This is a genomic window from Ghiorsea bivora (assembly GCF_000744415.1).
GTDB lineage: Bacteria > Pseudomonadota > Zetaproteobacteria > Mariprofundales > Mariprofundaceae > Ghiorsea > Ghiorsea bivora.
Genome location: NZ_JQLW01000008.1, coordinates 1 through 12,050 on the forward strand (window position 1 = coordinate 1; position 12,050 = coordinate 12,050).

At 43.3% G+C, this 12,050-nt stretch carries 27 protein-coding genes; all 27 read left to right on the top strand.

Going from position 1 to position 12,050, the window contains the following annotated elements; translation table 11 throughout:
* On the top strand, window positions 1–386 hold a 386-nt coding region (locus tag DM09_RS05790; RefSeq protein WP_038248587.1), incomplete at its 5' end, for an EF-Tu C-terminal domain-related protein.
* A 13-nt stretch (window positions 387–399) separates the two neighbouring features.
* Complete coding sequence (gene rpsJ, locus DM09_RS05795) at window positions 400–708, top strand: 30S ribosomal protein S10 (RefSeq protein ID WP_038248590.1); 309 nt, start codon at window positions 400–402, stop codon at window positions 706–708.
* An 11-nt stretch (window positions 709–719) separates the two neighbouring features.
* The gene (gene rplC, locus DM09_RS05800) at window positions 720–1,352 is read left to right on the top strand and encodes a 50S ribosomal protein L3 (RefSeq protein WP_038248593.1); all 633 of its coding nucleotides are present in this window, start codon (window positions 720–722) and stop codon (window positions 1,350–1,352) included.
* A 1-nt stretch (window position 1,353) separates the two neighbouring features.
* Window positions 1,354–1,983, top strand: a complete 630-nt coding sequence (rplD, locus tag DM09_RS05805; RefSeq protein ID WP_038248596.1) for a 50S ribosomal protein L4 — start codon at window positions 1,354–1,356, stop codon at window positions 1,981–1,983.
* Window positions 1,980–2,279: a 50S ribosomal protein L23 gene (gene rplW / locus DM09_RS05810; protein ID WP_038248598.1), complete on the top strand. Its 300-nt coding sequence runs from the start codon at window positions 1,980–1,982 to the stop codon at window positions 2,277–2,279. The genes rplD and rplW overlap by 4 nt, the downstream gene beginning before the upstream one ends.
* Before the next feature lie 3 nt (window positions 2,280–2,282).
* The gene (gene rplB / locus DM09_RS05815) at window positions 2,283–3,113 is read left to right on the top strand and encodes a 50S ribosomal protein L2 (protein WP_038248600.1); all 831 of its coding nucleotides are present in this window, start codon (window positions 2,283–2,285) and stop codon (window positions 3,111–3,113) included.
* Window positions 3,114–3,121: 8 nt separating this feature from the next.
* Window positions 3,122–3,400, top strand: a complete 279-nt coding sequence (rpsS, locus tag DM09_RS05820) for a 30S ribosomal protein S19 (RefSeq protein ID WP_038248601.1) — start codon at window positions 3,122–3,124, stop codon at window positions 3,398–3,400.
* A gap of 6 nt (window positions 3,401–3,406) precedes the next feature.
* Window positions 3,407–3,748: a 50S ribosomal protein L22 gene (rplV, locus tag DM09_RS05825; protein ID WP_038248602.1), complete on the top strand. Its 342-nt coding sequence runs from the start codon at window positions 3,407–3,409 to the stop codon at window positions 3,746–3,748.
* Between the two features lie 12 nt (window positions 3,749–3,760).
* Window positions 3,761–4,411, top strand: coding sequence for a 30S ribosomal protein S3 (rpsC, locus tag DM09_RS05830; RefSeq protein ID WP_038248603.1), 651 nt, complete (start codon window positions 3,761–3,763; stop codon window positions 4,409–4,411).
* Between the two features lie 15 nt (window positions 4,412–4,426).
* Window positions 4,427–4,849: a 50S ribosomal protein L16 gene (rplP, locus tag DM09_RS05835; RefSeq protein ID WP_038248605.1), complete on the top strand. Its 423-nt coding sequence runs from the start codon at window positions 4,427–4,429 to the stop codon at window positions 4,847–4,849.
* The gene (rpmC, locus tag DM09_RS05840) at window positions 4,846–5,031 is read left to right on the top strand and encodes a 50S ribosomal protein L29 (RefSeq protein ID WP_038248607.1); all 186 of its coding nucleotides are present in this window, start codon (window positions 4,846–4,848) and stop codon (window positions 5,029–5,031) included. Before rplP ends, rpmC begins: the two co-directional genes overlap by 4 nt.
* Window positions 5,032–5,044: 13 nt before the next feature.
* A complete protein-coding gene (rpsQ, locus tag DM09_RS05845) occupies window positions 5,045–5,311 on the top strand; it encodes a 30S ribosomal protein S17 (protein ID WP_038248609.1) in 267 nt (88 codons plus the stop codon).
* A 10-nt stretch (window positions 5,312–5,321) separates the two neighbouring features.
* Entirely contained in the window at window positions 5,322–5,690 is a 369-nt protein-coding gene (gene rplN, locus DM09_RS05850) for a 50S ribosomal protein L14 (RefSeq protein ID WP_038248613.1), read from the top strand.
* An 18-nt stretch (window positions 5,691–5,708) separates the two neighbouring features.
* The gene (gene rplX, locus DM09_RS05855) at window positions 5,709–6,038 is read left to right on the top strand and encodes a 50S ribosomal protein L24 (RefSeq protein WP_038248616.1); all 330 of its coding nucleotides are present in this window, start codon (window positions 5,709–5,711) and stop codon (window positions 6,036–6,038) included.
* A 10-nt stretch (window positions 6,039–6,048) separates the two neighbouring features.
* Window positions 6,049–6,588 carry a 50S ribosomal protein L5 gene (gene rplE / locus DM09_RS05860; RefSeq protein ID WP_038248618.1) on the top strand — a complete coding sequence of 180 codons (540 nt, stop codon included), beginning with the start codon at window positions 6,049–6,051 and terminating at the stop codon, window positions 6,586–6,588.
* An 11-nt stretch (window positions 6,589–6,599) separates the two neighbouring features.
* Window positions 6,600–6,785, top strand: a complete 186-nt coding sequence (locus DM09_RS05865) for a type Z 30S ribosomal protein S14 (RefSeq protein WP_038248620.1) — start codon at window positions 6,600–6,602, stop codon at window positions 6,783–6,785.
* Between the two features lie 19 nt (window positions 6,786–6,804).
* Entirely contained in the window at window positions 6,805–7,200 is a 396-nt protein-coding gene (rpsH, locus tag DM09_RS05870) for a 30S ribosomal protein S8 (protein ID WP_038248623.1), read from the top strand.
* A 12-nt stretch (window positions 7,201–7,212) separates the two neighbouring features.
* The gene (gene rplF, locus DM09_RS05875; protein WP_038248627.1) at window positions 7,213–7,746 is read left to right on the top strand and encodes a 50S ribosomal protein L6; all 534 of its coding nucleotides are present in this window, start codon (window positions 7,213–7,215) and stop codon (window positions 7,744–7,746) included.
* 31 nt (window positions 7,747–7,777) lie between these two features.
* A complete protein-coding gene (gene rplR, locus DM09_RS05880) occupies window positions 7,778–8,131 on the top strand; it encodes a 50S ribosomal protein L18 (protein WP_038248630.1) in 354 nt (117 codons plus the stop codon).
* 10 nt (window positions 8,132–8,141) lie between these two features.
* Window positions 8,142–8,621, top strand: a complete 480-nt coding sequence (rpsE, locus tag DM09_RS05885) for a 30S ribosomal protein S5 (protein ID WP_038248632.1) — start codon at window positions 8,142–8,144, stop codon at window positions 8,619–8,621.
* 17 nt (window positions 8,622–8,638) lie between these two features.
* Entirely contained in the window at window positions 8,639–8,827 is a 189-nt protein-coding gene (gene rpmD, locus DM09_RS05890; protein ID WP_038248634.1) for a 50S ribosomal protein L30, read from the top strand.
* Window positions 8,828–8,848: 21 nt separating this feature from the next.
* A complete protein-coding gene (rplO, locus tag DM09_RS05895) occupies window positions 8,849–9,292 on the top strand; it encodes a 50S ribosomal protein L15 (RefSeq protein ID WP_038248636.1) in 444 nt (147 codons plus the stop codon).
* 3 nt (window positions 9,293–9,295) lie between these two features.
* Window positions 9,296–10,621: a preprotein translocase subunit SecY gene (gene secY, locus DM09_RS05900; protein WP_038248639.1), complete on the top strand. Its 1,326-nt coding sequence runs from the start codon at window positions 9,296–9,298 to the stop codon at window positions 10,619–10,621.
* Window positions 10,621–11,265, top strand: coding sequence for an adenylate kinase (locus tag DM09_RS05905; RefSeq protein WP_038248641.1), 645 nt, complete (start codon window positions 10,621–10,623; stop codon window positions 11,263–11,265). Before secY ends, DM09_RS05905 begins: the two co-directional genes overlap by 1 nt.
* A 1-nt stretch (window position 11,266) precedes the next feature.
* Window positions 11,267–11,485 carry a translation initiation factor IF-1 gene (gene infA / locus DM09_RS05910; protein ID WP_038248644.1) on the top strand — a complete coding sequence of 73 codons (219 nt, stop codon included), beginning with the start codon at window positions 11,267–11,269 and terminating at the stop codon, window positions 11,483–11,485.
* Between the two features lie 39 nt (window positions 11,486–11,524).
* Window positions 11,525–11,638 (top strand): 50S ribosomal protein L36, encoded by a 114-nt coding sequence (gene rpmJ, locus DM09_RS11370; protein WP_081881118.1) that lies wholly within the window; start codon window positions 11,525–11,527, stop codon window positions 11,636–11,638.
* Between the two features lie 29 nt (window positions 11,639–11,667).
* The gene (gene rpsM / locus DM09_RS05915) at window positions 11,668–12,036 is read left to right on the top strand and encodes a 30S ribosomal protein S13 (protein ID WP_038248646.1); all 369 of its coding nucleotides are present in this window, start codon (window positions 11,668–11,670) and stop codon (window positions 12,034–12,036) included.
* The last annotated feature ends 14 nt before the right edge of the window (window positions 12,037–12,050 follow it).

Genomic DNA, 12,050 nt, shown 5'->3' on the forward strand with positions numbered 1-12,050 from the left:
ATCGTGGTGAAGCAGGCGACAACATTGGCGCATTGTTACGTGGTACCAAACGTGAAGACGTTGAGCGTGGTCAAGTATTGGCTAAGCCTGGTTCAATCACACCACACACTGAGTTCAAAGCTGAAGCATATATTTTGAACAAAGATGAGGGTGGTCGTCACACACCATTCTTCGACGGTTACCGTCCACAGTTTTACTTCCGTACAACTGACGTGACTGGTTCTGTTAAGTTGCCTGAAGGCACTGAAATGGTAATGCCTGGCGATAATGTCGCTATGGACGTAACATTGATTACACCAATCGCAATGGATAAAGAGCTTAGGTTTGCTATCCGCGAAGGTGGACGCACAGTTGGCGCTGGCGTTGTAACTGATATTAACAAGTAATTCGAGAGTATACATGTCAACTCAAACTATTCGTATTCGCTTGAAGGCTTTTGACCATAGAATTTTGGACAAAAGCGCTCAAGACATTGTAGAAACAGCAAAACGTACTGGAGCAACAGTTCGGGGTCCTATTCCGATTCCAACAAAAATCCGTAAGTTCTGCGTGATTCGTTCACCGCATAAATATAAAGATTCGCGTGAACAATTTGAAATTCGGACGCATAAGCGTCTATTAGACATCGATAAACCAACACCACAAACTGTGGATGCGTTGATGAAGCTAGACCTTCCGTCTGGCGTCGATGTTGAAATTAAACTTTAAGGGGCGTTGTCATGAGTACAGGTTTAATTGCCCGTAAAGCGGGTATGACACAGGTTTTCGCTGAAGATGGTTCAGTTGTTCCTGTAACTGTTCTTAATGTTGAACCGTGCAAAGTTATTTCTTTGCGCACATCAGCTAAAGATGGTTACAACGCTGTGCAAGTAGGTTTCGGAAAAGCTAAGAAAGTAGTTTCTCGTGGTGTGCAAGGTCATTATGCACGTCAAGGTCAAGAAGCTATGGGTGGCTTGATGGAATTTAGAACTGCCGCAGAGCCTGAATTGGAGCTGGGTCAAGATTTGACTGCAGCATTGTTTGAAGCAGGCCAAAAGCTTGATATTTCAGGTACATCAAAAGGTCGCGGTTTTGCGGGTGTGATGAAGCGTTACAACTTCGGTGGTCAGCGTGCAACACATGGTGCTGAAAAAGTACATCGTCAAATGGGTTCAACGGGTCAGTGCCAATGGCCTGGTCGCGTATTCCCTGGTAAAAAAATGCCTGGTCATTATGGCGACAAGCGTATTACGACGCAAAATATTGAAATTGTTCGCATTGATGAAGAACAAAATCGTATTCTAGTGAAAGGTGCTGTACCTGGTGCTAAGAACGGTTTGCTTGAGCTTCGTCCTGCGGTGAAGGGAGCATAAGGTGACAGCAGTTAAGATTGTTGATCAAAACAACAAAGAAGTCGGCTCTCGTGATTTGAATGCGAACGTTTTCGGCTTAGAAGCAGATAATGGTTTGGTTCATCGCGTGTATAGTGCTTTGGCTAGAGCGCAACGCGCTGGTACGCATAGCACAAAAACTGTAGCTGATGTTTCTGGTGGTGGTAAAAAACCATTCAAACAAAAAGGTACAGGTCGTGCGCGTCAAGGTACAACACGTGCAGCGCAAATGCGTCATGGTGGTACGGCACATGGTCCGCAACCACATGATTACAATACGCGTATCAATAAAAAAGAACGTCGCTTAGCAACAGCTTTGGTTTTGTCTGATGCATTGCGTGAAGGTCGTTTGATTGTATTGAATAAGCTTGAATTGAAAGAAGCGAAGACCAAATCATTTATTGCTGTGCGTGATGCACTTAAAGTTGAGTCAGGTTTATTTGTCTTGGCTGAAAGCAATAATGAAGTAGAACTTTCTGGTCGTAACGTGCCGTTGAGCAAAGTTGTGCTGGATGGTCAAATGAATTTACATGACATGTTAAAATTCGATCACTTGGTTGTGACTGAAGATGCATTGTCAAACTTAGAAAAACGCTTGGGAGGTGAAGGATGAACGCAAAATATCATCACTTTAATACGCTCCATAAGCCTGTAATTACTGAAAAGAGCTATAAAGCTACTAGCGATGCGAACCAATACACATTTCGCGTAGCACCAGATGCAACAAAGCTTCAAGTAAAAGCAGCTGTTGAGGCTATTTTTGAAGTTAAAGTTGAAAAGGTTCAAGTTGTGAACTTGCCTAGCAAGGAAAAGCGTCGCGGCGCTCACACAGGAACTCGCTCTGGTTATCGTAAAGCTATTGTGCGTTTGGTTGAAGGCCAGTCGCTAGAAGTAGCGGAAGAGGCATAAGACATGGCAATTAAAGTTTGGAAACCAATGACCAATGGTGTTCGTGGACGCGTTGCGATTGTAAATCCTGATTTGTACAAAGGTGCACCAGAAGCACGTTTGACTGAAGGTCTTACAAAATCGGGCGGTCGTAACAACAATGGTCGCATCACTTCTCGTCACCGTGGTGGCGGACATAAGCGCCTTTATCGCTTGATTGATTTTAAACGTGACAATCAAGGAATTGAAGGTAAGGTTGCGCGCCTTGAATATGACCCGAATCGCACAGCGCATATTGCGTTGGTTGTTTTCTCAAATGGCGATAAGCGTTATATCTTGGCACCACAAGGGTTGCGCGCTGGTGACAAAGTTGTTTCAGGTTCTGAAGCAGAAATTCGTCCAGGTAACGCATTGCCATTAGGTAATATCCGTGTGGGTACAATGTTGCACAATGTTGAAATGAAACCAGGCAAGGGCGGTCAAATGGCGCGTACTGCAGGTGCTTCAGTTCAATTGATGGGTAAAGAAAATGGCAAGGCTATTTTGAAGTTGCCATCAGGTGAGTTTCGCCGTGTTGATTTACGTTGCATGGCAAGTGTTGGTGTGATTGGTAATGCTGATCATTCAAACCAAAAAATTGGTAAAGCTGGTCGCTCGCGTTGGTTGGGGAAACGTCCTCATGTGCGTGGTGTGGCTATGAACCCAGTTGACCATCCACATGGTGGTGGTGAAGGGCGTACATCAGGTGGTCGTCACCCTGTAACGCCTTGGGGTGTTCCAACCAAGGGTCGTAAGACCCGTAAAAAGAATAAGACTTCGAATCGTGATATTGTTCGTCGTCGCAATCAGAAGTGAGGTAGCACATGGCGCGTTCATTAAAGAAAGGTCCATACATTGAAGCTTCTCTTGAAAAGAAAGTTTTGGCTGCTGTCGAGAATGGAAAAAAAGGTGTGATCAAAACTTGGTCACGTCGTTCTACAATTTCACCTGATTTTGTAGGTTTGAATTTTGCTGTTCATAACGGTAACAAGTTTATCCCTGTTTTTGTCTCTGAGAACATGGTGGGTCACAAGTTGGGTGAGTTTTCGCCAACGCGTACTTATTATGGTCACGGTGCTGACAAAAAAGCACGGAAGAGGTAAGTGGTTATGTCTGTAGAAGTACGTGCGATGCATAAAAATGCACATATTAGCGCACAAAAAGTTCGTACAGTTGCAAATGCTGTTCGTGGGTTGCCAGTTGATCGTGCACTAGCCGCATTGTCATTGTCGCCTAAGAAAGCGGCGCGTGTAATTGAGAAAGTTGTGAAGTCTGCGGTTGCCAATGCTGAGCAAAACAATGGTTTGGATGTGGATAATTTGTTGATTTCAACAATCACAGTCGACCAAGGTGAAGTTTTGAAGCGTTACCGTCCAAAAGGTATGGGTCGTATGCGCCAGCGTTTTCATCGTCATAGTCATGTAACAGTGGCTGTGAGCGAACGTAGTTAAGGGAGTTCTGGAATGGGACAAAAAGTCAATCCAATTGGTTTCCGAGTTGGTATTACCCGTGGTTGGGAATCAGTTTGGTATGCAGCAGATAAAGATTTTGGTTCACTTCTTCGTGAAGACATCAAAATGCGTAGATATATCAAGGCTAGAATGAAACATGCGGGTGTATCTCGTATCGTGATTGAAAGACCTGCTGGTAAAGTGAAAGTAACTGTGCATACTGCGCGCCCCGGCGTAATTATTGGCCGCAAAGGTTCTGAAATTGAAGCATTGCGTTCTGAGTTGTTACGTCAGTTTGGGCAAGAAGTACAAGTTTATATTGTTGAGATTAGACGCCCTGAAGCTGAAGCTCAATTGGTAGCAGAAAACATTGCTTTCCAATTGGAGCGTCGTGTTGCTTTCCGTCGTGCGATGAAACGTGCGGTGCAAGGTGCTATGCGCATGGGTGCAAAAGGTGTTCGTATCAACTGTTCAGGCCGCTTAGGTGGTGCTGATATTGCTCGCATGGAATGGTATCGTGAAGGTCGTGTGCCTTTGCATACATTGCGTGCTGACATCGATTACGGTGTCGCTGAAGCCAAGACTACTTATGGTATTATTGGCGTTAAGGTTTGGGTATTTAACGGCGAGAAGCTTGGCGTAAGCGAAGCTGCGAACGCATAACGGAGACTATGAGTTATGTTACAACCAAAGAAAGTTCGGTGGCGTAAGCACCATAAAGAGCTTCAACGCATTCGCGGCAAAGCTACTCGTGGTGTGGATTTTAATTTCGGCGATTTTGGAATTAAAGCAATGGAGCCAGGTCGTATTACTGCGCGTCAAATTGAGGCTGCTCGTATTACGATGACACGTCATATTAAACGTCAGGGTCGCGTATGGATTCGTATGTTCCCTGATTTGCCAGTATCGAAGAAACCTGCGGAAGTTCGCATGGGTAAAGGTAAAGGTTCTCCAGAGTATTGGGTTGCTGCAGTACGTGCAGGTCGTATGCTTTTTGAAATGGACGGTGTTGATGAAACATTGGCTAGAGAAGCACTTGAGCGTGCAGCTTCTAAGCTTCCTATTCGTACTAAGATTGTTGTGCGTGGAGTTGGACGATGAAAGCAAAAGAATTGCGTGAATTGAAAGACGCAGAATTGAAAGAAAAGATGGATGAATTGGCTGCTGAAGGTATGAAGCTTAGGTTCCAAAAGGCTACTATGCAGTTGAATGCAACAAGCAAAATTACATCGAATCGCCGTGAGATAGCGCGTATTCAGACAATTTTGGCTGAGCGTCGCTAAGAGGGTTATAGAGATGAGTGAAGTAAGTAGTAATAAGCGCACCCTAGAGGGTGTTGTTGTCAGCAATAAAGGTGATAAAACTATTATTGTTGAAGTTGAGCGTCGTTTTTTACATGCGCGATACCGTAAAACAGTGAGTGCACATAAAAAATATATGGCTCACGATGCAGAGAATACTTGTAACATTGGTGATACAGTTCGCATTTCCGAATGTCGCCCATTGTCACGTCGTAAGACTTGGATAATGGATGCTGTTATTACTCGTGCTGAACAACTTTAGGAGTTATTAGATGATTCAGACTGAAACAGTTCTGCAAGTAGCAGATAACTCTGGTGCCCGTCGTGTGACATGCATTAAAGTATTGGGCGGCTCTAAGCGTCGTTATGCAAGTGTTGGTGACGTAATCGTAGTTGCGGTTAAGGAAACTATTCCTGGCGGCAAAGTGAAGAAGGGTGAAGTTCAACGTGCTGTTGTAGTGCGTGTGGCGAAAGAATTCCGTCGTCCTGATGGAAGTTCGATTCGTTTTGATGAGAATGCCGCTGTGTTGTTGAATAAACAAGGCGAGCCAATCGGCACCCGTATCTTTGGCCCAGTAACTCGTGAGCTTCGTGCTAAGGGATATATGAAAATTATCTCTCTTGCACCAGAAGTTCTGTAATAGATAAGAGGATATAAGATGTCTACGAACGTAAATTATCGTATTCGCAGTGGTGATGAAGTTGTGGTCATTACTGGTCGTGATAAAGGTGCCCGAGGTAATGTTACACGTGTTTTGCCAGAAAAAGGTAAAATCATTGTTGCTAAGGTAAACATGGTTAAGCGTCATACGAAACCAACACAAAACAGCTCTGGTGGTATTGTAGAGCGTGAAGCACCGTTAGAAATCTCTAATGTACAATTTGTATGTCCTAAATGTGACGCTGGCGTTCGTTTGGGTGCTAAAACATTGGAAGATGGTCGTAAAGTTCGCACTTGCCGCAAATGTGGCGAAGTGCTGGATAAGTAGGAGTAGTGCAATGGCACGCTTGAAAGAAGATTATAATAAACGTGTAAAACCAGCGCTCATTAAAGAGTTGGGTTATAAAAACGTAATGGAAGTACCTGCGATTACAAAAATTGTAATCAATATGGGTTGTGGTGAAGCTTCGCAAAACCGCAAGTTGTTGGATGGTGCTTTAAGTGATATGTCAGCGCTTTCTGGTCAAAAACCAGTGGTGACTAAGGCTAGAAAATCAATTGCAAACTTTAAGTTGCGTGATGATATGCCAGTTGGCTGTCGTGTAACGCTTCGAGGTGAGCGCATGTGGGAATTTTTCGACCGTTTGGTGAATATTGCTTTGCCTCGTATTCGTGACTTCCGTGGTGTAAGCCCGAAGGCTTTTGACGGACGTGGCAACTACACTTTGGGTGTAAAAGAGCAAATCATTTTCCCAGAAATTGATTATGATAAAATTGATAAAATTCGTGGTATGGACATTACAATTTGTACTACTGCGAAGACAAATGACGAAGGGCGTGCGCTGTTGAAGCAATTTAGTATGCCTTTCCGTAACTAGAGGAGCTTTTAATGGCAACGAAAGCATTGGTTGTTAAAAGTAACCGTACGCCGAAATTTAAGGTTCGTGGTTATACGCGCTGTCAGTTGTGTGGTCGTCCGCATTCTGTATATCGTAAATTTGGTATGTGTCGTATCTGCTTGAGAAAACATGCACTAGCTGGTGAAATTCCAGGCATGAAGAAATCAAGCTGGTAATTGGGTAGGAGATAAGTTTATGATGATGGATCGTATTGCGGACATGTTAACCCGCATTCGCAACGCTCAACAAGCAGGCCTTGAGAAGGTTGAAATGCCAGGTAGTAATACCTTGGTTTCAATTGCTCAAATTCTGAAAGCAGAAGGTTATATTCAAGGCGGCAAGCCTTATAACTATAAAGGTCATCGCTATTTGCGTTTGACACTTCGTTATGATGACGAAGGACAACCTGTTATTCGTGAAATTAAACGTGTATCAAAATCAGGTCGTCGTGTGTATGCACCAGCAACAGAGTTGCCTCGCGTACGTAATGGTTATGGTATTGCTGTAATTAGTACTTCACAAGGTCTTATGACTGACAAAGATGCTCGTGCCAAAAACATTGGTGGCGAAGTTCTTTGTACAGTATTTTAGAGGTAGATTGATATGTCTCGTGTAGGTAAACAACCTGTTTCAATCCCAGCTGGTGTTGAAATCACGGTAAACGCAAACAGTATTACAGCAAAAGGCCCTAAAGCTTCAATGGACTCTCCATTGTTTGAAGGTATTACAGCTGTAGTTGAAGGTAATCAAGTTCAACTTTCTTGTGCTGATTTTGGCAGCAAGAAGATGAAAGGTAACTTTGGTCTAGCTAGAGCCCTATTGGCGAACAACGTTATTGGTGTGAGCAAAGGTTTTGAGAAAACTTTGGAGCTTCGCGGTGTTGGTTACCGTGCAAAAGTACAAGGTAAAAACCTTGATTTGTCTTTAGGTTTTTCGCACCCTGTTCTTTATCCGATTCCAGAAGGTATCGAAGCTAAGGTTGAGAAATCAAACATTATTATTTCTGGTTTTGATAAACAGAAAGTTGGTCAGGTTGCATCAGAAATTCGTGCTTTCCGTCCACCAGAGCCTTATAAAGGTAAAGGTGTACGTTATGCAGATGAGTATGTAGCAATGAAAGAAGGTAAACGGGCTTAATCAGGCTTGATAGGATAGGAGACGTTTCAAAGTGGCAGTAAAACGTTATGAAAACAATGCAGCAGTACGCCGTCAAAGACGCGTACGTGCTAAAGTAAAGGCATCTGGTCGTTTACGTATTAGTATTTTTCGTTCTTCGAGAAATATTTATGCTCAAATTATTGATGATGCAGCAGGTGCAACGCTAGTTTCAGCATCAAGCTTGGATAAAAGTATCAAAAACGGCGGTGGTCGTGAAGGTGCTGAAGCTGTTGGTAAACTTCTAGCAGAACGCGCTGTAGAGAAAAAATTGTCTAACTTGGCTTTTGATCGTGGTTCGTATCCTTATCATGGCCGTGTACAGGCATTGGCTGAAGCAGCTCGTGCTGCTGGCTTGAAGTTCTAGGAGATTTTGAATGATTAATGCAGAAGAACTTGAGCTAACTGAAAAGCTCGTTCACATTAACCGCGTAGCTAAGGTTGTAGCTGGTGGTCGTCGCTTTGGTTTTGCAGCTTTGATGGTTGTTGGTGATGGTGATGGGCATGTTGGTTTTGGTTACGCTAAAGCGAAAGAAGTGCCAGAAGCAATTCGTAAAGCAAATGAAATTGCACGCAAATCTTTGATTTTTGTACCTCGTAAAGATGGTACAATTTTTTATCAAACAACAGGTATTCAAGATGCATCACGTGTGATGCTTAAACCTGCGACAGAAGGTACTGGTGTGATTGCTGGTGCTGCAGTTCGTGCAGTGATTGAAGCTGTTGGTATTCGTGATATTTTGACTAAGGCACACGGTTCACGTAACCCTATCAATGTTGTTCGTGCAACAGTGAATGGTTTGAAAGACCTTGAAAGCCCGGAACAAGTTGCTGCTCGTCGCGGCAAAGCTTCTTAAGTCAGAGGGTATATATAATGGCTAAGAAAACTTTTAAAATTCGTCAGATCAAAAGTGGTATTGGATACCCTAAAGATCAAAATGCAACACTGCGTGGCTTAGGTCTTCGTCGTATGCATCAAGTGGTAGAGCTTGAAGACACTGCTTCAACGCGTGGCATGCTAAATAAAGTACGTCACCTTGTTGTTGAAGTTCAAGAGTCTTAAGGAAAGGATTCGGGGACGAACATGAAATTAAATAATATTCAAGCAAATGCAGGTCAGCGTCGCAATCGTAAGCGTTTAGGTTGCGGTATTGGCACAGGCCATGGTAAAACTGGTGGTCGTGGTCACAAAGGTCAAAAATCACGTTCTGGCGGCGGCGTTATGCGCGGCTTTGAAGGTGGTCAAATGTCTTTGATTCGCCGTCTTCCAAAACGTGGGTTTACACCGCTTTCACGCAATACCTTTCAATTGGTTAATGTGGGTCAGCTGAATAGCTTTGAATCAGGTTCGACTGTGGATGCAGCAGCATTGTACGCAGCTGGTCTTATTCGTAACGCTGTTGACCCTGTAAAACTTTTGGCATCAGGTGACTGTGAAGTCAAGTTAACAGTTTCAGTAGCAAAAACGTCAGCAGCAGCGACCGCTAAAGTCGAAAAAGCTGGTGGCTCTGTAGCGGTTTCGGCCTAACAGATGCAACAACCACAACTGGGAGGGCTTGCCAATATTGGTAAGTCTGGAGAGCTAAAACAGCGGATTTTATTCGTCTTGGGTATGTTGATTGTATATCGTATTGGTGCACATATTCCTGTGCCTGGTATGGATGCACAAGTACTGGCTCAGTTTTTTGAACAAACATCAAATTCTCTTTTGGGTTTATTTGATATGTTTTCAGGTGGCGCGTTATCGCGTTTAACCATTTTTGCACTGGGTATTATGCCGTATATTTCGGCATCAATTATTATGCAGTTGTTGCAAGTGGTGTCTCCTAAGCTTGAGCAGTTGAAGAAAGAAGGTGAGGCTGGACGACGTAAGATCACACAGTACACCCGTTATGGTACAGTATTCCTAGCCGTGTTTCAGGCAATAGGTATGTCTATCGGTCTGGAATCTTTCTCAGTTGGTGGTCGACCTGTGGTGATTGATCCAGGTATGGACTTTAGAATTATTACAGTGATTACATTGGTTTCAGGTACAATATTTTTGATGTGGCTTGGAGAGCAAATTACTGAGCGGGGTATTGGTAATGGTATTTCATTGATTATCTTTGCTGGTATTGTTGCAGGTCTACCAAGTGCAATCGGTGGTACTTTGGAATTGGCACGGACTGGTGAGTTTCAGCCATTAGCGGTACTAGGCATTTTGATTATGGTGCTCGTAGTGACTTATTTGGTGGTTTGGTTTGAGCGTGCACAGCGCCGAATTCCTGTACAGTATGCCAAGCGACAAGTTGGCAATAAAATGTTTGGCGGCAAAGCCTCATTTTTGCCTTTGAAGATTAATACGGCAGGTGTAATACCACCTATTTTTGCTTCAAGTTTAATTCTTTTGCCTGCTACATTTGCGCAGTTTACCAAAGATTCACCTAATTTTGAGTGGATTGGTGACATTGCTGCCTTAATGGCCCCAGGTCAGTGGTTATACTTATTGATGTTTAGTGGTTTGGTGGGCTTCTTCTGCTTCTTTTATACGGCTATTGTTTTTAACCCTAAGGATACTGCAGATAATTTGAAAAAAGCAGGTGGTTTTGTGCCCGGTATCCGACCTGGTCAGAATACAGCAAAATATATTGATTCTGTTTTAACCCGTATCACTGTTGTTGGTGCAATTTATGTGACATTGGTTTGTTTGTTGCCAGAAGCTTTGATTAGTCTTTATGGTGTACCCTTTTATTTTGGTGGAACAAGTCTATTGATTATTGTGGTTGTAACGATGGATACGATGGCACAAATTCAGTCTCATTTGATGAGTAGTCAATATGAGAGCATGATGAAACAAGCCAAGTTGAAGCGTCGCTAGTGAATATCATTCTCTTTGGGCCTCCAGGGGTTGGTAAAGGAACACAGGGTGCTAAGTTAGCTGAGCAGTTTGGTATTGTTCATTTGGCTATGGGTGATTTGTTACGGGCAGCTGTTTCTGAGAAGACGGAGCTCGGATTAAAAGCCAAGGCCTTTATGGATGCAGGCAAGCTGGTGACGGATGATTTGGTTATCGGCCTGATTGAGGAACGTATTATTGCAGATGATGCTGTAAATGGTTTTTTACTGGATGGTTTTCCGCGTAATGTTGCTCAAGCAGTAGCTTTGAATGAAATGTTGGAAAAACATGGCTTGAAAATTGACCATGTTATCTTCATGGATGCTTCAAAAGAGGCGCTTTTGCAACGTTTGACAGGGCGCTTAACATGTAGTGCTTGCGGTTTTGGATTTCATCGGCATTATTCGCCACCCAAAATTGAGGGGCAATGTGATAAGTGTGGTGGTTCTCTTTATCAGAGAACAGATGACACTGAAGAAGTTATTTCACAGCGTCTTGAAGTTTATGCGGATCAAACATCACCACTGCTTGATTTTTATGGTGATGACAATGTGTTTAGTAAAGTGGATGCCGAAGCTGGCATGGATGAGGTTTACGCCTCTCTAGAGCGAGTGGTTAAAGGATAACATGGCTAAAGAAGATATTATTGAAATGGCTGGTGAGGTGGTTGAGAAACTACCAAACGCAATGTTCAAGGTTAAACTTGAAAATGGTCATGAAGTTTTGTGTACGATTTCTGGTAAGATGCGTAAGTATTATATTCGTATTTTGCCAGGTGACAAAGTTAAGGTAGATATTTCACCTTATGATTTGAGTCGCGGTCGCATTAGCTACCGTGAAAAATAACCGCAGCTTTATGCTGTGGGTGAAGATGGAGGGCGTACTGTGAAAGTTCGTGCGTCTGTAAAGAAAATGTGTATGAAGTGTCAAGTAATTCGACGCAAAGGCGTGGTTCGCATTATATGTGAAAACCCACGTCATAAGCAGCGTCAGGGTTAATTATGACTCTTGCTAAGAAGGTGGCATAAATGGCTCGTATTGCTGGTGTAAATATACCAACACAAAAACGCGTTGTAGTTGCGCTTACTTACATCTTTGGTGTAGGTGCGTCTCGCGCGTCAGAAATTTTAGAAAAGTTAAACATTGACCCTGATACTCGAGTTAATGCATTAACTGACGAACAGGTTGATAATATTCGTAATTTGTTAAACGCAGATTACAAGATTGAAGGTGATTTGCGCCGTGAAGTCTTGATGGATATTAAACGTCTGACAGATTTAGGTTGTTACCGTGGCTTGCGTCACCGTAAGGGTCTACCTGTTCGTGGACAGAAAAGTAAAACAAATGCACGTACACGCAAAGGTCCTCGTCGGGCAGTTGCGGGTAAGAAGAAGTAAGGTCGGGTTGAATA